Origin of the sequence: Catenuloplanes nepalensis (assembly GCF_030811575.1) — a bacterium.
Classification (GTDB): Bacteria; Actinomycetota; Actinomycetes; order Mycobacteriales; family Micromonosporaceae; genus Catenuloplanes; species Catenuloplanes nepalensis.
In genome coordinates this window covers 8918388-8938999 of record NZ_JAUSRA010000001.1, presented here as the reverse complement: position 1 = coordinate 8938999, position 20612 = coordinate 8918388, and the positions used below count along the sequence as shown (strand labels likewise).

Annotated in this window: 15 protein-coding genes; 11 read left to right on the top strand and 4 right to left on the bottom strand. The window is 68.4% G+C overall.

The genetic code is table 11. The features are described 5' to 3' along the window. The first annotated feature begins 5 nt into the window (after positions 1-5). Positions 6-746, top strand: a complete 741-nt coding sequence (locus J2S43_RS38830; protein WP_306838032.1) for a class I SAM-dependent methyltransferase — start codon at positions 6-8, stop codon at positions 744-746. Next, entirely contained in the window at positions 743-1777 is a 1035-nt protein-coding gene (locus J2S43_RS38825; protein WP_306838030.1) for a glycoside hydrolase family 26 protein, read from the top strand. Before J2S43_RS38830 ends, J2S43_RS38825 begins: the two co-directional genes overlap by 4 nt. Positions 1778-2302: 525 nt before the next feature. Here J2S43_RS38825 and ltrA read toward each other — a convergent pair. Further along, positions 2303-3562, bottom strand: a complete 1260-nt coding sequence (gene ltrA, locus J2S43_RS38820; RefSeq protein ID WP_306838028.1) for a group II intron reverse transcriptase/maturase — start codon at positions 3560-3562, stop codon at positions 2303-2305. A gap of 1881 nt (positions 3563-5443) precedes the next feature. Beyond that, entirely contained in the window at positions 5444-6208 is a 765-nt protein-coding gene (locus J2S43_RS38815) for a WecB/TagA/CpsF family glycosyltransferase (protein ID WP_503125038.1), read from the bottom strand. A 61-nt stretch (positions 6209-6269) separates the two neighbouring features. Here J2S43_RS38815 and J2S43_RS38810 point away from each other — a divergent pair, with 61 nt between their 5' ends. The 5 genes from J2S43_RS38810 (at position 6270) to galT (ending at position 12021) form a co-directional block, all read left to right on the top strand. Beyond that, positions 6270-7199 carry a sulfotransferase family protein gene (locus tag J2S43_RS38810; RefSeq protein ID WP_370881716.1) on the top strand — a complete coding sequence of 310 codons (930 nt, stop codon included), beginning with the start codon at positions 6270-6272 and terminating at the stop codon, positions 7197-7199. Continuing rightward, on the top strand, positions 7196-8116 hold the full coding sequence (locus J2S43_RS38805; RefSeq protein WP_306838023.1) for a glycosyltransferase family A protein: 921 nt from the start codon (positions 7196-7198) through the stop codon (positions 8114-8116). The genes J2S43_RS38810 and J2S43_RS38805 overlap by 4 nt, the downstream gene beginning before the upstream one ends. 91 nt (positions 8117-8207) lie before the next feature. After that, on the top strand, positions 8208-10172 hold the full coding sequence (locus J2S43_RS38800) for a beta-galactosidase (protein WP_306838022.1): 1965 nt from the start codon (positions 8208-8210) through the stop codon (positions 10170-10172). Beyond that, positions 10172-10945, top strand: a complete 774-nt coding sequence (locus J2S43_RS38795) for a DeoR/GlpR family DNA-binding transcription regulator (protein ID WP_306838020.1) — start codon at positions 10172-10174, stop codon at positions 10943-10945. The genes J2S43_RS38800 and J2S43_RS38795 overlap by 1 nt, the downstream gene beginning before the upstream one ends. Beyond that, entirely contained in the window at positions 10942-12021 is a 1080-nt protein-coding gene (galT, locus tag J2S43_RS38790) for a galactose-1-phosphate uridylyltransferase (RefSeq protein ID WP_306838018.1), read from the top strand. Before J2S43_RS38795 ends, galT begins: the two co-directional genes overlap by 4 nt. A gap of 203 nt (positions 12022-12224) precedes the next feature. On the opposite strand, the gene J2S43_RS38785 is transcribed toward galT, so the two are convergent. After that, positions 12225-13442 (bottom strand): NADP-dependent isocitrate dehydrogenase, encoded by a 1218-nt coding sequence (locus J2S43_RS38785; protein WP_306838017.1) that lies wholly within the window; start codon positions 13440-13442, stop codon positions 12225-12227. Positions 13443-13649: 207 nt separating this feature from the next. On the opposite strand from J2S43_RS38785, the gene J2S43_RS38780 reads away from it, so the two are divergent. Further along, entirely contained in the window at positions 13650-15314 is a 1665-nt protein-coding gene (locus J2S43_RS38780; RefSeq protein WP_306838015.1) for an alkaline phosphatase D family protein, read from the top strand. 268 nt (positions 15315-15582) lie between these two features. Here J2S43_RS38780 and mdh read toward each other — a convergent pair whose 3' ends face one another. Next, a complete protein-coding gene (gene mdh / locus J2S43_RS38775) occupies positions 15583-16533 on the bottom strand; it encodes a malate dehydrogenase (protein WP_306838013.1) in 951 nt (316 codons plus the stop codon). Positions 16534-17013: 480 nt separating this feature from the next. Here mdh and J2S43_RS38770 point away from each other — a divergent pair, with 480 nt between their 5' ends. The 3 genes from J2S43_RS38770 to J2S43_RS38760 all read left to right on the top strand — a co-directional run bounded on the left by J2S43_RS38770 (position 17014) and on the right by J2S43_RS38760 (position 20609). Next, the gene (locus J2S43_RS38770; protein ID WP_306838011.1) at positions 17014-18648 is read left to right on the top strand and encodes a peptide ABC transporter substrate-binding protein; all 1635 of its coding nucleotides are present in this window, start codon (positions 17014-17016) and stop codon (positions 18646-18648) included. Positions 18649-18778: 130 nt separating this feature from the next. Continuing rightward, positions 18779-19705, top strand: a complete 927-nt coding sequence (locus tag J2S43_RS38765) for an ABC transporter permease (RefSeq protein ID WP_306838009.1) — start codon at positions 18779-18781, stop codon at positions 19703-19705. Continuing rightward, positions 19698-20609 carry an ABC transporter permease gene (locus J2S43_RS38760; RefSeq protein ID WP_306838007.1) on the top strand — a complete coding sequence of 304 codons (912 nt, stop codon included), beginning with the start codon at positions 19698-19700 and terminating at the stop codon, positions 20607-20609. Before J2S43_RS38765 ends, J2S43_RS38760 begins: the two co-directional genes overlap by 8 nt. The last annotated feature ends 3 nt before the right edge of the window (positions 20610-20612 follow it).

Below are 20612 nucleotides of genomic sequence, written 5' to 3'. Positions count from 1 at the left end.
TTTTCGTGACAAATTATGCTTCGGTGTTTCAGAACGCGGATGCGGTCGAGAAGTACGAGACCGTCACGTACGCTCCGGACAGCTACGGTTCCGCGATCAACGAGCGGCAGCGCGCGTACCTCCGGGATCTGATCAAGCGATCGTTCCCGGTGCGGCGGCCGGTGCAGCACGACTTCGCCTGCGGGACCGGCCGGGCGATCCGGCTGCTGCACGGCGTGGTGCGCGGCGCGCACGGCTACGACACGTCCGCGGAGATGCTGACCAAGGCGGCCGAGGTGGGCACGGCCGCACGCCTGCACCGCATCGCGGAGGACGGCCCGGTCCCGGCGCCCGCGCACGAGGACGGCCCGGCGCTGATCACGTCGTTCCGGCTGCTGCTCAACGTGGACGAATCGGTCCGGCACCGGCTGCTCGGCTTCGCGGAGCGGGCGCTGCCGAACCGGGACGCCGGCCTGCTGGTCGTGGAGAACCACGGCAACCGCCACTCGCTGCGACACCTGGCCGCGCGTCGCCGGTCCGGCAAGCGGTGGTTCGCGGAGCTGTCCCACGCGGAGGTCGTCGCGCTGCTCGCACAGCACGGCTTCGAGGTGGTGGAGCGGCGCGGATTCAGCATGTTCCCGCAGTCCGCCTACGTGAAGCGGTGGTCCCGGCCGGCCGCGCGCCTGGTCGACCGGATCGCCGCACGGATCCCGCTGCTGTCCGCCGTGGCGGTGAACGTGCTCTACGTGGCCCGGCGGCACACGTGACACGCCGGTGGCCGGCCGCGCTGGCGCTGATCGTGACGCTGTGCGCCGCCGGATGCGGCGGCGACGCGCCGTCCCCCGCGCCGACACCACCGCCGCCGGACCTGGACGGGCCGCCACCGGCCATCGCGGTGAACCCGGGCCCGTACGACGCGGGCCCGATCTCCGTCCCGGCGTCCGGGGCCTACCTGGGCGCGTGGGTGAAGCCGGAAGTGATCAGCCAGCCGGGACGCCTGACCGCGATCCGCGGCCTGGAGACCGGGCTCGGGCGCGACCTGGACATCGTGCACACGTACCGCAAGTGGGACGAGAAGTTCGGCACCGAGTCCGACCTGGAGTTCATGGACGCCGGCGCGACGCTGCTGTTCAGCTGGGCCTCCGGCGACACCCGGTCGATCACGTCCGGCGAGCACGACGAGCTGATCCGCGCGCAGGCCCGGCGCATCGCCAAGGCCAAGCGGCCGGTGCTGATGCGGTTCCGCTGGGAGATGGACCGGCCGAACCTGCGCCCGTCCATGTGGTCCGGCGAGGACTACGTGGCCGCCTGGCGACACGTACGCCGAATCTTCGACGCGGAGCGGGCCTGGAACGCATCCTGGGTGTGGTGCCCGACCTCGGAGGGCTTCGAGAACGGCGAGGCACCCGCGTTCTACCCCGGCGACGACGCGGTCGACTGGACCTGCGTGGACGTGTACGCGGGAGAGAGTTTCCGCTCGCTCGGCGACCTGCTCACGCCGTTTCTGCACTGGGCCGCACAGCGGCCGAAACCCATCCTGATCGGCGAGTACGGCGTGGCGGCCGCGTGGGGATCGGAGCGGCGCGCGGCCTGGCTGCGCGACGCGACCCGGCTGTTCAAGGCGAACCCGCAGATCAAGGGGGTTTGTTACTTCGACTCCGATCCGGACGGGAATCCGCCGGAGAAGCAGTTTCAGATCTCCGGGGATGTGCCGGCGTTCGCGGCGTTCACGGAATTGACCCGGGATCCGTGGTTCAACCAGCCGACTGGACCGCGGCGGGCGAGGCCGAAACCATGACCGCGCTTCAACGCGGGCGGGGCACGGTAATCGCCTTTCGACGTCACAATTCTTCGGCTGGTGCAGCGAAAGCTTGACGTGCGCGCTGCGCACCCGATATTTCGTGTTATTGGTGGCGTTGGGCCGCGCGGTTACGGTTAGGGCGCCTCCGGCGGGCCTCGGGCTCCGGGGGAGGGCGAGGGTTCCGGTGGGTCGGGGTTCGCTGGCCCGGCTGTCTTTTCGTGGGTGGCGTGGGTTGGGTTTCGTGTGCCCGTCTGCCCTGTATGCCGCCGCCCAGGCAGAGCCGAGCAGATCATCGGCAGGGCCGCCAGCTCTGGTCTCCCGTCGGCAGGGCGTCGCTGCGCGCCGTCCTTGCCCGAGCTGCGGATGCGTCGTGGGTGGCGGCCCTGCCGACGATCTGCACCCCAAGGGTGGTCGACGGCATACGGGGCAGCCAGTCGCCGAGTAGCCCGGGGGAATCTCACCCCCGGGCCCTCACAGAACCGTACGTAACAGTCTCCCGTTATACGGCTCTTGTCGCTCTGGTCACCAGACCGTAGGGGCGTGCGTGACCCACGCCCAGTGGGCGAAGGCACGCGGTCGTTTCCGGACGGCATTGTTCCAGGACGTCCGGGCTTTCCTGCTACCCCGCAACCGTTTGTACTTCCGGCGGACCCACCGCAGCAGGTAGGCGTTGATGCGTTCCAGGAGGGGATATAGGGCAGATCGATAGAACGCCCCGTAATGGTTCATCCAACCCCGGACGATCGGGTTTATCCAATCGGCGAGGTCCTTCTCGGTCAGGCTTGTGCGATGGTGCAGCCGCCACGACCGCACCTCGGCACTGATCCTCTTCAGGGCTTGTTTACTGATCGCCGGCAGGAACGACAAGAACATCGCCCCTTCCCTTGACCGCGCCGAGCGTCGCCGGAAGCCGTAGCCGAGGAAGACAAATTCGGTGTGTTCGTACGAGCCACGCCGGTTGTCGTCCTGGCAGTAAACTATCCGGGTCTTCTCCGGATGCAACTCCAGCCCTACCTGGGTCATCCGTTTCGTGATCTCCGCCAGCACATACCGAGCCTGGCGTTCACTGACGCAATGCACCACCACGTCATCCACATAGCGCTCGAACCGAACCGCCGGAAACATGCGGGCCATCCACATGTCGAACGCATAGTGGAGAAACAGATTAGCCAGAACAGGTGAAACTGCGGATCCTTGTGGGGTTCCGCGATCTCGTTCCTGCAGAGTGCCGTCGGGTAGTTGCAGTGGCGCTTTCAACCAACGCTCCACATACAACAGGACCCACAGCTTATCAGTGTGCGCGGCGACCGCTTTCAACAGTAGATCCCACGGGACCGTGTCGAAGAACTTCCGAATGTCCAGATCGATCACCCAGTCGTTCTTCCAGCACCGTGAACGGCACACCGCTGCCGCGTCGACCGGGGACCGCCCCGGCCGGTAACCGTACGAGTCGGGGTGGAAGATCGGTTCGACCTCCGCCTCGATGACCCGCGCCGCCACCGTTTGAGCGATCCTGTCGCCGACCGTGGGCACGCCTAAAACTCGGACGCCTCCCCCGGTCTTCGGGATCTCCACGGCCCGCACCGGCGGTGGAAAATAGGTCCCTGACGACAGTCGATTCCAGATCTTGTAAAGGTTGTTCTTCAGATCCTTGTCGAATGCCTTCAGCGACACCGCGTCCACTCCCGGCGCACCCTTTTTCGCTTTCACCTTCTCGTACGCCTCCCAGACAGCCCGCTTCGATATCACGAACGGCTTGCCCGGTGCTTTCAACTCATCCACGCGACTCCTCCCAGCCAAGGCTGGTTGATCGAGTAAACCAGTCACGAACGACCCGACCCCTTTGCTCCACCTTCATTACAAAGGCTTCGTCGCTACTACGAGTCGGTCCGCCAGCGCGATCGGCAACGGTACTCAGTTCCTCACGGCTTCGGGCCGCCCGGAACGCTCCCTCTCACTCGCCAAAGAGCGGCGGGTAGTTTCCTCACGCGCCTTCTCCTGTTCCGTACGAAAGCCGCAGGCCGGGCTCGCGTCGCCTGTATGCCGGACACCGCCTGGCCAGTAAACTGGTCCCCGCCAGACTCATCCCGGGATTCCATTGACACCCCGGTTTCGATGTCATCTAGAATTTTCGACACGTCATCAGCGATTCGCTTTCGCTCGCCTTCCCGACCCCCACCTGACAATCTCGAATGGATGCCTTTTCCTCATCGTTCACCACAACAGTCTTCAGCTAATGCAGCATGAGGTGGTTTGAAGCCTCCCCCAGCAGGGCGACTCCGAAGGGCCAAACCTTCATCTTCCGTACAGCATCGCTACAAGAAGGAAATTCCTACATATCTCCACCCTTTCGCGTTCAGGACACAACAAGGGCGCTTCCTTTGGGCGCCCGATGCCTCGCCGACCTGCGGGAATGTAGATCATCTTGGCTGGATCTCGCCGCCGAGGAAGCGCCCTTGGGCGGCCAGGCGGCGGCGGTCTGCGCTGGGCGAGCGATCAAGAAGGTCGAAAGCGGCGTCGCTGCGCGGATGTGGCTTGTTCAGGCGCGGCGAACCGACGTCGCGTTACCGCAGGCCAGAGCGGCCGGTGAATAACCCTCGATGTCGGGATTCCGCCGTCCACGGTTACGGAACCCGCGAATTCGAGTTCAGGGCGTGCCGCGCTCACCGTTCGTGACGCCACTCCGTCCCGGAATGGGGGCGCAGAGCGGTCGGCGAGTCGGCAGATCTACTGACCTTTCAGCGTCAGGCGCCGGAGGCTCAGTAAGCGCCCGCTCAGCACTGAGGTTCATCCGGAATTTCGAGCGCAGCGCACGGCTCCGGTGGCAAACCGACGCCTCCACGTCTCTGATTCGATCATGCGAAGCCATTAGTGATACATGGAGCACCGTATGAGGCCCTGATACGGTGTTCCACGTATCACTAGTCAAGATCCGGGCTGCTCACCGGGTGACTTTAGAGTGATATTTCGGGTACTAGATCTTCGAAGCTGGAGAGATTCCCGAATATTGATCGCGATCATCCATCATGCGGAAGATCGCCTGGATGTCGGGAACGATCTTCCGCAATGCGGGATCGGTTCTGCACCGGGGCAGCCGAAAAGCGGAGGGCGGGACAGAGCCTTGTGATCACGGCTGCGGAGTTCCTTCTGATCTCGCCGTCGATACTGAAGCGGCGCCGCCCGCTCTGGCTGCCACGGCGGCAGTCCTCCGCCTTCCGATCATGCGCCTCGCACAAACCCTCACCACCCGGCCGCCCTAGCGGCGTCGCCTTGACCTTCCGGGGCAGAGGCACACGAAACCCAACCCACGCCACCCACGAAAAGACAGCCGGGCCGGCGAACCCCGACCCACCGGAACCCTCGCCCTCCCCCGGAGCCCGAGGCCCGCCGGAGGCGCCCTAACCGTAACCGCGCGACCCAATGCCACCAATAACACGAAATATCGGGCGCGCAGCGCCCGATACAAGCACTCAGCGCGACGCAAGCACTCAGCGCAACGCAAGCACTCAGCGCGACGCAAGCACTCAACGCGACGCAAGCACTCAACGCGACGCAAGCACTCAACGAGACACAAGCACTCAACGAGACACAAGCAACCTCAGCCAACCAGAACCGGCGACAACCGCCGGCGGAGAAACCCGGTAACCGCCGGCGGCGCCCGGATCAGCGGACCCGGCCCAGCATCGCGCCGGCCAGCAGCCGCATGGCGTAGGGCGCGTCGTGCCCCAGATAGCGCCGGGCCATCCGGCGTGGCTCGCCCACCAGTCGATGCACCCACTCCAGGCCGGTCCGCTGCATCCAGGCCGGCGCCCGGCGCGCATCCCCGGCCACGAAGTTGATCGCGGCGCCGCAGCCCAGGAACCACGTGAACGGCAGATGGTCCGCGAGCGCGGAGATCACCCACTCCTGCTTCGGGAAGCCGAGCCCCACATAGACCAGGTCCGGTTTGGCCTCGACCACCTCGCGGCAGACCGCCTCCAGTTCGTCCGGGCGGCGTTCGAAGCCGTACGCCGGGCTCAGGCAGCCGGCGATCCGCAGCCCGGGGCAGGCACCGGCGAGCTTGGACGCGGCGCGTTCGGCGCCGTTCGCGCCACGGTTCGGCTCGCCGCCGATCAGGAACACGGATCGGCCGTCGTCCGCGACGCCGGAGGAGAGGGACCAGATCAGGCTGGAACCGGCGACCCGTTCCGGGACCGGCGTGCGGGCGAGCCGGCTGGCCCAGACCAGCGGCATGCCGTCCGCGACCACGAGGTCGGCGCCGCAGAGCAGGTCGCGTACGGCCGCGGAGTCGCGGGCCTGGCGCAGGATGTCGACGTTCGGCGTGACGATCCGGCCGCCTTCGCCGCGTTCGAGCGCTCGCCGGACGTGCCCGACCACCTGCGACTCCGTCACCGGGTCGAACCCTGTCCCGTCAAGGACGACGCGCACCGCAAGCACTCCCCCACGCTCGATCACTCGTTACTTAACGAAACGACCGAAAGTGGTGAAAGTGGCACGGGTAGTCTTTCTCGGTGGTTTGGGGCGAAGTGGGACAACTCTCGTAGAACGTCTCCTTGGCGAGCTTCCGGCAGTCTGCGCGCTCGGCGAGGTGGTGCACCTCTGGCAGCGGGACGTGCGGGACGACGAACGCTGCGGCTGCGGCGCCCGCTTCTCCGAGTGCGCGGTCTGGCGGGCGATCGGCGAGGCCGCGTTCAACGGCTGGCACAACGTCGACGTGGACCGGATCATCGCACTGCGCGCCACGGTGGAACGCACCCGGTTCATCCCCCGCCTGGCCGCGCGGACGTTGCCGCGCGCGCTGCACGACGCCGTGCTGGAGTACGCCGCGTACTACACCTCGGTCTACGAGGCGGCCGCGCTGACCGCGGGCGCCGAGGTGGTCGTCGACTCGTCGAAGCACAGCGCGCTCGCGCACTGCCTGCGCTGGTCGCCCGCGCTGGACCTGCGGGTCGTGCACGTGGTCCGGGACCCGCGCGGCGTCGCGTATTCCTGGACGAAGTCGGTGACCCGGCCGGAGACGGACGGCACCGAGGAGATGACCCGCTACTCGGCCGGGCGCTCGGCGCTGCTGTGGACCGGGCACAACGCGGCGTTCGGGCTGCTCGCCCGGCGTGGCGTGCCCACGCTCCGGCTCCGCTACGAACAACTGCTCGCCGATCCGCGCGGCGAGCTGGCCCGGATCGGCGAGCACGCGGGCCTGCCGCTGCGCGAGGACGACCTGACCTTCGTGGACCGGGACGCGGCCGAGCTGAGGACCGGTCACAGCGCCGCCGGCAACCCGATGCGCTTCCTGACCGGCCGGGTGGAGCTGCGCCGGGACGACGCCTGGCGCGACGCGCTCCCGCCACGCCAGCGCGCGCTGGTCGGTGCAGTTTGCGCGCCCATGCTGCATAAATACGGCTATAAGGAGATCTCGTGACCAGCTGGCCCACGGTCGGCGTGGTGATCCCGACCCGCAGTCGCCCCGAGCTGGTGCGCAAGGCCGTTGACTCGGTCCGCGCCCAGGACTACCCCGGCAAGATCCGGATCATCGTGGTGTTCGACGGCACCGAGCCGGACTTCTCGCTGGCCGCGCCGGGTGGACCGCCGGTGCTGATGCTGGCGAACTGGCGTACCCCCGGGCTGGCCGGCACCCGCAACACCGGCATCACCGCGCTGGACACCGAGCTGGTCGCGTTCCTGGACGACGACGACCAGTGGCTGCCGTCGAAGCTGCGCAAGCAGGTCGCGGCGCTGCTCACCGAGCCGCAGGCGGAGTTCGTCACGTGCGGCATGCAGGTCGAGTTCGACGGGCGGCTGAACCCGCGGCTGGCCGGGCGGGACCGGGTGACCGTGCAGGAGCTGGCCCGATCCCGGATGGCGATGCTGCACTCGTCGAGCTTCCTGATCCGCCGCGAGGCGCTGATCGGCAAGCACGGTTTCGGGCTGGTCGCGGAGGACGCGCCGGGCAGCCAGAACGAGGATTGGGACCTGCTGCTGCGCGCGGCCCGCCGCTCGCCGATCGTGCACGTGGACGAGCCGCTGGTCCGGGTGCTGTGGGGACGCAGCTCGCACTACGCCTACGAGTACGGCACGAAGATCTCGTCGCTGCGCTGGATGATGGCGCGGCACCCGGAGATCGCCGGCTGCGCACCCGGCGCGGCCCGCGTCTACGGTCAGCTCGCCTGCTGGTCGGCCGCGACCGGCAACAGGCCGGCCGCCTGGCGCTGGACGAAGGAGGCGGTCCGGGCGAACTGGCGCGAACCGCGCGCCGCCATCGCGCTGGCCGCGATGACCGGCGCGGTCAAGGTCGAGAACGTGCTGGCCACGCTGCACCGCCACGGCCGGGGTATTTAAAGGAGAAGACCCTTCTCGTTCGACACCGTACCGGGGTATGTTCGTTTCTGTTGCTTTTAGTGCGGAAGCGTTAACTAACCCGGGAGGTCGCGTGACGAGCCGGCTGGCACCCAGAGTGAACGGACTCGGCTACGGCGGGGACTACAACCCCGAGCAGTGGCCGGAGAGCGTCTGGGCGGAGGACGTCGCACTGATGCGCGAGGCCGGCGTCACCGTGGTCAGCCTGGGCATCTTCGCCTGGGCGTGGCTGGAGCCGTCCGACGGGCGGTACGAGTTCGCCCGCCTCGACCGTCTGATGGACATGCTGCACGACGGAGGCATCGCCGTCGACCTCGCCACCGCCACCGCGTCGCCGCCGGCCTGGTTCTCCGCCACGCACCCGGAGGCGATGGTGGTCGACGCGGACGGCCGCACGCTCACCTACGGCAGCCGGCAGGCCTTCTGCCCGAGTTCCCCGGCGTACCGGCAGAAGGCTCTTGATCTTGTAATGAAGCTGGCCGAGCGCTACGGGAACCATCCGGCGCTGGCCATGTGGCACGTGCACAACGAGTACGCGTGCCACAACCCGCACTGCTACTGCGAGACCTCGGCCGACGCGTTCCGTGACTGGCTGCGCGCCCGCTACGGCGACCTGGACGCGCTGAACGCGGCCTGGGGCACCGCGTTCTGGTCGCAGACCTACACCGAGTGGACCCAGGTGCAGCCGCCGCGCACCACCGTCACCTCGTCGAACCCGACGCAGTCGCTCGACTTCAGGCGCTTCTCCTCGGACGCGCACCTGGCCAACTTCACGGCCGAGCGGGACGCGCTGACCGCGATCACGCCGGACGTGCCGATCACCACGAACCTGATGACGTCCAGCTGCTACACGCTGGACTACTGGCAGTGGGCGCGCGAGATGCCGGTGATCTCCAACGACCACTACGTGCTGGCGGAGAGCCCGATTCCGCCGGCCGCGCAGACCGCCTATGCGGCGGATGCCACGCGTGGCCTGGCCGGTGGCGGGTCGTGGCTGTTGATGGAGCACTCCACCAGCGCGGTCAACTGGCAGCCACGCAACCTGGCCAAGGCGCCGGGCGCGCTGCTGCGGGAGAGCCTGGGCAACGTGGCGCGCGGCTCCGAGGGCGCGATGTTCTTCCAGTGGCGGGCCAGCCGGGCCGGCTCGGAGAAGTGGCACTCCGCGATGCTGCCGCACGCCGGCACCGGGTCGAAGGTGTGGCGCGAGGTGGTCGAGCTGGGCGCCGCGCTGGGCCGGCTGGCCGAGGTCGAGGGTGCTCGCGTGGTGGCGCACGTGGCGATCCTGCTCGACTACCCGTCCGGCTGGGCGCAGGAGGCGCCGAACCAGCCGAGCATCGACATGCGCGCGTTCGACGAGGTCAAGCGCTGGCACGCGGCACTCTGGCGGGCCGGCGTCACGGCCGATCTCGTGCACCCGGCCGCGGACCTCAGCGGTTACCACGCGGTGCTGGCCCCGTCGCTCTACCTGGTCGACGACGACGCGATCGCGAACCTCACGGCATACACCGGCACTCTGATCATCGGGCCCTACAGCGGGCTCGCGGATCGCAACGATCACGTCCGCCCGGCACCGCTGCCAGGAGCATTTCACGACCTTCTGGGGGTACGGGTGGAGGAGCACTTCCCGCTGCCGGCCGGCGCGACCGTGGCGCTGGACGACGGCACCTCGGCTGAGGTCTGGACCGAGCAGCTGTCTCTGGCGGGGGCGGACGCGATCGCCTCCTACCTGGACGGCCCGGTCGCGGGCTCGCCGGCGATCACCCGGAACGGCGACGTCTGGTACCTGAGCACCCGGCTGGCCGACGACGCGCTGCAGGCGCTGCTCGCGACCGTCGCCCCGGCCACGCATCACGTCCCGGCGCAGGTCGAGACCGTGCGCCGCCGGCACGAGGACGGGCGTTCCTATCTCTTCCTGCTCAACCACGGCGACGGCCCGGCCACGGTCGACGCGCGCGGCACCGACCTGCTGACCGGCACCGCGTGGACCGGCCCGGCCGAGGTGCCCGGCCGCGGCGTCGTCGTGCTCCGGGAGGCGTGATGCTGGCGCAGCAGCGGCAGGCAGCGATCCTGGAACGGGTCCGCACCGCGGGCGGCGCCCGGGTCAGCGAGCTGGCCGCCGAGTTCGGCGTCTCCGACATGACCATCCGCCGCGACCTGGACCTGCTCTCCGACCGCGGCCTGCTGGCCAAGGTGCACGGCGGCGCCACGCCCGGCCTGCCCGGCTCCGCGCACGAGCCCGGCTTCGCCGCGAAGTCCGCGCAGCAGCAGCGGGAGAAGGCGCTGATCGCGGCGGAGGCGGCGACGCTGGTCGGGCCCGGCACCGCGATCGCCCTGTCGGCCGGGACCACCACGGTCGAGCTGGCCAGCCGGCTGGTCGACGTGCCCGGCCTGACCGTGGTGACGAACTCGATCCCCGTCGCGGACGTGTTCTACCGCGGCGGCCGGCCGGACTCGACCGTGGTGCTCACCGGCGGCGTGCGCACGCCGTCGGACGCGCTGGTCGGCCCGGTCGCGGTGGCCGCGATCCGCTCGCTGCACCTGGACCTGGTCTTCCTGGGCGTGCACGGGATGAGCGAGCGCGCCGGGCTCACCACGCCGAACCTGACCGAGTCGGAGACCAACCGCGCGCTGGTCGAGGCCGCCGAGCGGCTGGTCGTGCTGGCCGACAGCACGAAGTGGGACACGGTCGGCATCTCGTCCTTCGCCGCGCTCGGCGAGACACACACTCTGATCACCGACGCCGGTCTCCCCGACCTGGCGCGGACCGTACTCGCAGATTACGTAACGGACCTACGACTGGTGGAACCATGAAGCGCACCCCGATCACGCTGGCGGACGGCCGCGAGCTGATCTACTTCGACGAGAACGACGACGCGGTCCGGGAGACGGTGGACCGGCGCGAACTGCCCCCGCCGCCGGCCGCGTCCCAGCTGCGGTACGACCCGTTGACCGACGAGTGGGTGGCGGTCGCGGCGCACCGGCAGACCCGCACGTTCCTGCCCCCGGCGAACGAGTGCCCGCTGGACCCGTCGACGGACGCGTTCCAGACCGAGATACCGGGCGACTACGACGTGGTCGTCTTCGAGAACCGGTTCCCGTCGTTCAGCGCGCGGACCGTGGACTCACCCGGCGACTCGATCACCGACCTGGTGCCGATCAAGCCGGGCTTCGGGCGGTGCGAGGTCGTCTGCTTCACCTCGGACCACCACACCGCGTTCACCGCGCTGCCGCCGTCGCGGGTGCGCCTGGTCGTGGACGCGTGGGCGGACCGGACCGCGGAGCTGTCCCAGGTCGAGGGGATCGAGCAGGTCTTCTGCTTCGAGAACCGGGGCGTGGAGATCGGCGTGACGCTGCACCACCCGCACGGGCAGATCTACGCGTACCCGTTCCTGCCGCCGAGGACCGTGGCGATGCAGTCGGCGGCGCGCAGGCACCACGAGGCGACCGGGCGGAACCTCTACGCGGACGTGCTGGCCGCGGAGATCAAGGCCGGCGACCGGGTGGTCGCGTCGAACGAGTTCTGGACCGCGTACGTGCCGGCCGCGGCGCGCTGGCCGTTCGAGGTGCACCTGGCCCCGCACCGGCAGGTCGCGGACATCCCGGCGCTGACCTCGGACGAGCGGGACGCGTTCGCCACCATCTACCTGGAGATCCTGCGGCGCTTCGACGGGCTGTTCGACGGGCCGATGCCGTACATCTCGGCGTGGCACCAGGCGCCGGTCAACTCCGGTCGCGAGCTGGGCTACCTGCACCTGCAGCTGTTCAGCATCCGGCGCGCGCCGGGCAAGCTGAAGTACCTCGCCGGGTCCGAGTCCGCGATGGGCGTCTTCATCAACGACGTGACGCCGGAGCAGGCCACGACCATGCTGCGCGACGTGGCCCTGTAGGCCGGCCCAACGCAGTCGATGGGGGGTGTGCGGGAGGCCCGGGACAGAGCCTCCCGCACAAGGGAAGGGACGACTTGAGGTCGTTCTGTCCAAAATAACGCGATATGCGCCCGAGCGTTACGGCTTCAACATCCGAAAAACGAACGAAGGCCCGCACCCCCGGAGGGTACGGGCCTTCGTTTTGTGGATCAGGCTCCTGCCGGTCAGGCGCCGAGGCGCTTGGCCAGGTTCTGGTCGAGCGTGGCCATGAACTCGTCCGTGGTCTGCCACGGCGCGTCGCGGCCGATCAGCGCGGCCAGGTCCTTGGTCATCTGACCGCCCTGGACGGTGTCGATGATGACCTGCTCCAGCGTGTCCGCGAACTCGGTGACGGCCGGGGTGCCGTCCAGCTTGCCGCGGTGCGCCAGGCCCCGGGTCCAGGCGAAGATCGAGGCGATCGGGTTGGTGCTGGTCTTCTCGCCCTTCTGCCACTGCCGGTAGTGCCGGGTGACCGTGCCGTGCGCGGCCTCGGCCTCGACGGTCTGGCCGTCCGGCGTCATCAGCACGGAGGTCATCAGGCCCAGCGAGCCGAAGCCCTGCGCCACGGTGTCGGACTGCACGTCACCGTCGTAGTTCTTGGCGGCCCAGACGAAGCCGCCCTCCCACTTCAGCGCGGCCGCGACCATGTCGTCGATCAGCCGGTGCTCGTAGGTGATGCCGGCCTTGGCGAACTCGCCGGCGAACTCGGCCTCGAAGACCTCGGCGAACAGGTCCTTGAAGCGGCCGTCGTACGCCTTCAGGATCGTGTTCTTGGTCGACAGGTAGACCGGGTAGTCGCGGGACAGGCCATAGCGGAAGGAGGCCCGCGCGAAGTCCCGGATCGAGTCGTCGTAGTTGTACATCGCCATGCCGACGCCGCCGCCGGGAAACTTGGCGACCTCGAACTCCATCGGTGCGGAGCCGTCGTCCGGCGTGAACGTGACGGTCATCGTGCCCGGGCCGGGCGCGACGAAGTCGGTCGCCTTGTACTGGTCGCCGTGGGCGTGCCGGCCAATGATGATCGGCTTGGTCCAGCCCGGCACCAGGCGCGGCACGTTGGACATGATGATCGGCTCGCGGAAGACCACGCCGCCGAGGATGTTGCGGATCGTGCCGTTCGGCGACCGCCACATCTTCTTCAGGCCGAACTCCTCGACCCGCGCCTCGTCCGGCGTGATGGTCGCGCACTTGACGCCGACGCCGTGCGTCTTGATGGCGTTCGCCGCGTCGATGGTGATCTGGTCGTTCGTCTCGTCGCGCTTCTCGACGGACAGGTCGTAGTACTCCAGCTCGACGTCGAGGTACGGCAGGATCAGCTGCTCACGGATCTGCTTCCAGATGATCCGCGTCATCTCGTCGCCGTCGAGCTCCACGACCGGCTTGTTTACCTTGATCTTCGCCATCCGCCGGCGCTCCTCTCGGGGGCAGGTGCCCTTTCGCGAACTTTGGACTCTCAAGCAGTACGAGCGTACTGCAACGGCCTCTCGCCTGCCCTGCCGGGCCCCATCAGTCAAGCACCAGCCGCGACGCGCCCGGTGGGCAAACCGGACTTTCCCGAATTGCCGCCTTAGCTTGGAGTCGACGTAACCCGCAACCGAAAGCATCGAGCCATGTCGCTACCTTTCGCGTTCCCCGTCCGCCGGCGCCGCCTGGTCGCATCCGCGGCCGCCGGCCTGATCGCCGGTCCGGTGCTGCTGCGTCCCGAGGGAGGATTCGCACACGTCAAGACCGGCGTCGAAGAGGCGCTACCGGCCGGGCTGTTCACGCTCGGCGTGGCGTCCGGTGACCCGCTGCCGGACGGCGTGGTCATCTGGACCCGGCTCGCGCCCGATCCGCTGAACGGCGGCGGGATGCCGGACCGCCCGGTGCCGGTCGCCTGGGAGGTGGCCGAGGACGCCGCGTTCCGCCGGGTACGCCGCCGCGGCCTCGCGTTCGCCGAACCGGCGCTCGGGCACTCGGTGCACGTGGACGTGCGCGGCCTGCGCGCGGGCGCGGACTACCACTACCGGTTCCGCGCGGGTACGGAGATCTCGCCGGCCGGGCGCACCCGCACCGCGCCGGCCGCGCACGCGTGGCCGGAGCGGCTCCGGTTCGCGTTCGCCAGCTGCCAGGACTACCAGGCCGGGCGGTACACGGCGTATCGGCACCTGGTCGGCGAGGACCTGGACTTCGTGGCGTTCCTCGGCGACTACATCTACGAGGGTGCGCCGAACCCGAACGCGTTCCGGCAACACGACGGGGCCGGCGAGCCGTACTCGCTGATCGAGTACCGGAACCGGCACGCGCGCTACAAGAGCGACCCGGACCTGCAGGCGGCGCACGCGGCGTACCCGTGGGTCGTGACGCTCGACGACCACGAGATCGACAACAACTGGGCGGACGAGGTGCCGCAGGACCCGGCGCTGCAGACGCCGGAGGCGTTCCGGGCGCGGCGGATCGCGGCGTTCCAGGCGTACTACGAGCACATGCCGCTGCGCCGCGGCTCGGTGCCGCGTGGGCTGGACATGCAGCTCTACCGGCGGCTCCGGTTCGGCAACCTGGCCAGCCTGCACGTGCTCGACACCCGGCAGTACCGCAGCGACCAGCCCGGCAGCCTGGCGGCGGCGCAGGACCCGGCACTGTCGATGACCGGGCCCGCGCAGGAGGAGTGGCTGGTGCGCGGGCTCGGCACCTCCGGCACCCGGTGGAACCTGCTGGCCAACCAGGTGATGTGGGCACAGAACGACCGGCGGGCCGGGCCGGAGGCGGTCTTCGACTTCGACAACTGGGACGGCTACCGCGTGCAGCGGCGGCGGATGCTGGAGTTCTTCGGCTCCGGGCGGGTGGCGAACCCGGTCGTGCTGACCGGCGACCGGCACTGCACATGGGTCTGCGACCTGCGGCCGGACTTCGACGACCCGGCGTCACCGGTGGTCGGCGCGGAGCTCACCGGCACCTCGATCAGCTCCGGCGGCAACCCGGACACGATGGCGTTCCACGCCACCTACGACCCGATCATGGCGGAGAGCCCGCACTGGAAATACATCGACAACCGCCGGGGGTACGTCGTGTGCGACGTGACGGCCCGCGAGATGCGCTCGCGCCTGCGGGTCGTGGAGAACATCTGGACCGACGAGAGCCCGATCCACACGGCCGCGGAGTTCGTCACCGAGGCGGGTCGCCCGGGCGTCCAGGTCGTGTCGCAGGAGGCGTCACCGACGGCCCGCGCCCGCACCTACTCCGGCCCCATCTACGACGTCCACGACGACCAGGACGCCTTCCCGCTCCGCGCCTGACCACCCACCTCATCGTGATCAGGGCGTCCCGATGCCGTTCTGACGGCATGGGGACACCCTGATCACGGGCCGCGAGGGGGTGGGGTTTCGGTGACCACCGGGAATCCGGCAGGGAGGAGCGCCAGCGACGACCGGTGCCCGCGGGAGCATGCGGGCCGCACCACGCCGGAAGCGGGAACATGAATCTGACCTTGAACTGCCCCGCCCCGGCCTGGCCCACAGCTCGCGGCTGTGGGATGACCGGAGGCCGAGTCAGCGGAAGCTCAGTTCACAGGCTGGCGACGTCGGCCTGCTTGGAGCGGACGGCCTCGGCGGCGGTCTTGAGGTCGGCCAGCTCGGCGTCGGTGAGCGTGGTCTCGACGACCTTCCTGACGCCCTCGGCGCCGATCTCGGCCTCGACGCCGAGGTAGACGCCGGAAATGCCGAACTCGCCGTCGACCCAGGCGCAGACCGGCATGACCGCGCCGGAGTCCTCGGCGACCGCCTTGGCCATCCGGGCGGCGGCGGCGGACGGCGCGTAGTACGCCGAGCCGGTCTTGAGCAGCGCGACCACCTCGGCGCCGCCGTTGCGGGTGCGGACGACGAGCTCCTCGATCTTCTCGGCCGGGAGCAGGTCGGCCAGCGGCTTGCCGTCGACCGTGCAGCGGGACGGGACCGGGACCATGGTGTCGCCGTGCGAGCCGAGCGTGAGCGTCTTGACGCTGCTCACCTTGACGCCGAGTTCCTCGGCCACGTTGTTGGTGAAGCGCGCGGTGTCCAGCATGCCGGCCTGGCCGAGCACCCGGTTCTTCGGGAAGTTCGTGGCGATCTGGGCGAGCGCGGTCATCTCGTCGAGCGGGTTGGAGACCACGATGATCACGGCGTTCGGCGCGTGCTTCGCGACGTTCTCCGCGACGCCGCGGACGATGCCGGCGTTCACCTCGAGCAGGTCCATCCGGCTCATGCCGGGCTTGCGCGGCAGGCCGGCGGTGATCACGACGACGTCGGAGCCCGCGATGGCCTCGTAGCCCTCGCCGCCCTTGCCGGTGGTCTGACCGACGACCTTCGTCTCGAAGCCCTCGACCGCGCGGGACTGGTTCATGTCCAGCGCGAGGCCCTCCGGCTTGCCCTCGACGATGTCGGTGAGGACGACGGTCTCGAAGATGTCGTACTCGGCGAGACGTTGCGCGGTCGTCGAACCGTAGAACCCGGCGCCGACGACGGTGACCTTCTTGCCCATGTCGCGTCACTCTTCTCTGGACGAGGCGGTTTACCCGACCGTATCAATCGGGTCACGTGTTGCCTCCGCCGGTCCAATGATCGTTAAGTAAGCCACCGACCACCGCCCGTATGTGACGCTCCGTCCACTTCTCGCACTTAACGCTCCGTAATCTAGACTGTGTCGCTTCCCACACCGTGAGCCGCGCTGTGGCTACAAATCAGTCAGTCGGGCATCAACCTCGCGTTGATCCGAGCATCCCGGAGTGAGCCGATTAGTCCGAAAATTGGTGCATAATGCCTATTAACCACTTGGGTGATTGTCGCGGCCCGCTACCAGGGTGAGCAGGGATAACGCAAGTCGATGGAGGCGTGCTAGGGCATGTCACCGCAAAGCACCGATTTGTGGGAGGGACGGACCCGCCCTACCTTTGCCCGGGCGTTGCTCAGCGTTACTCACACAGGGGCGAAGCTGCGCAGCGTAAGGAAACAAGGAGGCACCATGCAGGTCCGCAGATTCGCGGCCTTGGCCGCTCTCCCCGTCGTCACGTCCCTCGGCCTGGTCGCGTGCGGCCAAGGCGGCGACGATGCGAGCGAGAGCAACCCGACCGCGATCGTCTCGATCGAGATCGCCGAACCTCAGCACCTGATTCCGACCAACACCAACGAGACCTCCGGGTCGCAGGTGCTGGCGGCGTTGTTCACGCCGCTCGTCAGCTACGACGAGGCCAACAAGCCGGTCGAGGACGCGGCCGAGTCGATCAGCTCGACGGACAACACGGCCTGGACGATCAAGCTGAAGGACGGCTACACCTTCCACAACGGCGAGAAGGTCACGGCCGACAGCTACATCAACGCCTGGAACTACGGTGCGTACGCGCCGAACGGCCAGGGCAACTCATACTTCTTCGAGAAGATCGCCGGCTACGCGGACCTGCAGTCGACCGACCCGGACGACGACGGCCCGCAGACCGCGCCGACGCCGAAGGCGAACAAGCTCTCCGGGCTGGCCAAGGTCGACGACCTGACCTTCACCGTGACGCTGACCGCGCCGTACGTCGACTTCAAGACGATGCTCGGCTACACCGCGTTCTACCCGCTGCCGGCCGCCGCGTTCGCCTCCGAGGGCGTCATCGCGGACGGCTTCGAGGAAGCGCCGATCGGCAACGGCGCGTTCAAGATGAACGGCACCTGGCAGCACGACGCCAAGATCGAGGTCGCGGTCTTCGACGCGCACCCGGGCGAGAAGCCGAAGATCGCGGGCGTCGAATTCCGGATCTACCAGCAGCTCACCGCGGCGTACGCGGACGTGATGTCGGACAACCTGGACGTGCTCCGGACGATCCCGACCGAGAACATCACCACCGCGCCGACCGACCTGGGTGACCGCTACGCGACCAGCCCGGCATCGACGTTCCAGTTCCTGGCGTTCCCGACGTTCCAGGAGGACTACTCGAAGCCCGAGGTCCGCAAGGCGATCTCCATGGCGATCGACCGCGACGCGATCATCAAGTCGGTCTTCAAGAACTCCCAGCAGTCCGCCCGCTCCTTCGTCTCGCCGGTGGTGGGCGGTTACCGCGAGGACACCTGCGGCGCGTCCTGCCAGTTCAACGCGGCGAGCGCGAAGACGGCGTACACCGCGGCCGGCGGCCCGGCGACGATCAAGATCTCGTACAACGGCGACGGCGGCCACAAGGACTGGGTCGACGCCACCTGCAACCAGCTCAAGACCAACCTCGGTGTCGCGTGCACCGGCGTGGCCGAGGCGAAGTTCGCCGACCTGCTGAGCAAGGTCGAGAAGAAGCAGGACGTCGGCATGTTCCGGATGGGCTGGGTCATGGACTACCCGTCCATGGAGAACTACCTCGGCCCGATCTACACGACCAAGGGCTCCTCGAACTACTACGGGTACAGCAACCCGGCGTTCGACGCGCTGGTCACCGAGGGCACCAAGGCGGCGGACGAGGAGGCGGCCATCGCCAAGTACCAGGCGGCCGAGGACCTCCTCGCGAACGACATGCCGGTGATCCCGCTGCGCTTCGGCCAGAACAACTTCGGCTACTCGACGAAGGTCCGGAACGTGGACATCGACCTGTTCCAGCGGATCGACCTGCACAAGATCGAAGCGGTCAGCTGACCAGCTGGGCGTGACGGTGGCGGCGTCACCGGCCCATCCGGCCGGGGCGCCGCCACACCTTTATCTTTTTCCGGCGCGTGTCCTCCCCCTGACCCAGGGGACGCGTCGCCCTCTCCTGGGGGTTCCATACGTGATTCGCTACATCGTGCGACGCCTGCTTCAGGGCGTGCTCACATTCTTCGGGGCCACGTTCGTGGTCTACGCGCTGATGTTCGCCAATCAGGACAATCCGCTACAGGCGCTCGCGGGTGAGCGGCCGATCTCGGAGAACGTCCGGCAGGCGCTCACCGAGCGTTACCACCTGAACGAGCCGTTCATCGTCCAGTACGGCTACTACATGCGCGGCCTGTTCCAGGGCGACTTCGGTACGTCGCTGACCGACCGCAAGATCTCCGAGCTGCTGGAGAACGCCTGGCCGAACACGGCCCAGCTCGCGATCATGGCTGTGATCTTCGCGGCGGTGATCGGCATCGTGGCCGGCGTCGTCGCGGGCATCCGGCGCGCCAGCATCTTCGACCACTCCACGCTGATCATCACGCTGGTCCTGATCTCGATCCCGATCGTGGTGCTCGCACCGCTGATGCAGCTGTTCTTCGGCGTCGAGCTGCGGTGGTTCCCGGCCACCGCGGGCGCGAATCCGACGTTCTACGCGCTGCTGTTGCCCGCGATGGTGCTGGGCGCGGGCTCGCTGGCCACCTATTCGCGGTTGACGCGCACGTCGGTGGTGGAGAATCTGCGGGCCGACTATGTGCGGACCGCGAAGGCGAAGGGTTTGACCCGGAACCGGGTGATCGGCGTGCACGTGTTGCGTAACTCGCTGATCCCGGTGATCACCTACATCGGTGTGGACCTCGGTGGCCTGATGGCCGGTGCGATCGTGACCGAGGGTGTGTTCAACATCCCGGGCGTGGGTTCGCAGCTGTTCCGGGGCATCACCACGGAGGACGGCCCGCTCGTGGTCGGCTTCGTCAGCGTCCTGGTGATCATCTTCATCGTGGCCAATCTGATCGTCGACCTGCTCTACGCGGTCCTGGACCCGAGGATCCGGTATGAGTGACATGCAATCGGTGGCCGCCACCGAGGTTCCGAACCTGGAGCGGGCCCGCAGCCTGGGCCAGGACGCGTGGCGGGACCTCCGGCACAACTGGATCTTCTGGTTCGCGTCCGCGATCGCGCTGGTCGTGCTGCTGATGGCGATCGCGCCGTCGCTGTTCACGCCGAACGACCCGGCGGACTGCTCGCTGTCGCGTCAGTACGCGCCCGGCAGCGGCTGGGCGCTGTTCGGCTACGACTTCCAGGGCTGTGACATCTACGCGCGTACGGTGCATGGTGCGCGTGCCTCGATCTGGGTCGGCGTGCTCTCCACCGCGCTGGCGTCGGCGATCGGGCTGATCTTCGGTTTGTCGTCCGGGTTCTTCGGTGGCTGGCTGGACGCGATCCTGTCCCGGATCACCGACATCGTGCTCGGCATCCCGCTGCTGCTCGCCGCGATCGTGCTCGGCAAGCGGCTGGCGGCCGGTGACACCGGTGGCTCGTCCGGTCTGCTGGCCGTGGTCGTGGTGCTCGGCATTCTCGGCTGGACCACGGCCGCGCGCGTGATGCGGTCGTCGGTGATCGCGGCCAAGAACCAGGACTACGTCGCGGCCGCGCGCATGCTCGGCGCGGGAAACTTCCGGATCATGTTCCGGCACATCCTGCCGAACGCGATCGCGCCGTTCATCGTCGTGCTCACGATCGCGCTGGGGCAGTTCATCGCGACCGAGGCCACGCTGTCGTTCCTCGGCATCGGCCTGAAGGGCAATGCGATCAGCTGGGGTATCGACATCTCCACGGCGTCGAAGCACGTTCGTGAGTCCGCTCCGCCGCTGGTCGCGCCGTCGATGTTCCTGGCGATGACCGTGCTGGCGTTCATCATGCTCGGCGACGCCATCCGCGACGCCTTCGACCCGAAGCTGCGGTGACCC

Excerpts from the sequence above, each read along its gene's own strand:
- J2S43_RS38795 (WP_306838020.1), top strand. The coding sequence starts at position 10,172 with ATGCTGGCGCAGCAGCGGCAGGCAGCGATCCTGGAACGGGTCCGCACC.
- galT (WP_306838018.1), top strand. The coding sequence starts at position 10,942 with ATGAAGCGCACCCCGATCACGCTGGCGGACGGCCGCGAGCTGATCTAC.
- J2S43_RS38785 (WP_306838017.1), bottom strand. The coding sequence starts at position 13,442 with ATGGCGAAGATCAAGGTAAACAAGCCGGTCGTGGAGCTCGACGGCGAC.
- J2S43_RS38780 (WP_306838015.1), top strand. The coding sequence starts at position 13,650 with ATGTCGCTACCTTTCGCGTTCCCCGTCCGCCGGCGCCGCCTGGTCGCA.
- mdh (WP_306838013.1), bottom strand. The coding sequence starts at position 16,533 with ATGGGCAAGAAGGTCACCGTCGTCGGCGCCGGGTTCTACGGTTCGACG.
- J2S43_RS38770 (WP_306838011.1), top strand. The coding sequence starts at position 17,014 with ATGCAGGTCCGCAGATTCGCGGCCTTGGCCGCTCTCCCCGTCGTCACG.
- J2S43_RS38760 (WP_306838007.1), top strand. The coding sequence starts at position 19,698 with ATGAGTGACATGCAATCGGTGGCCGCCACCGAGGTTCCGAACCTGGAG.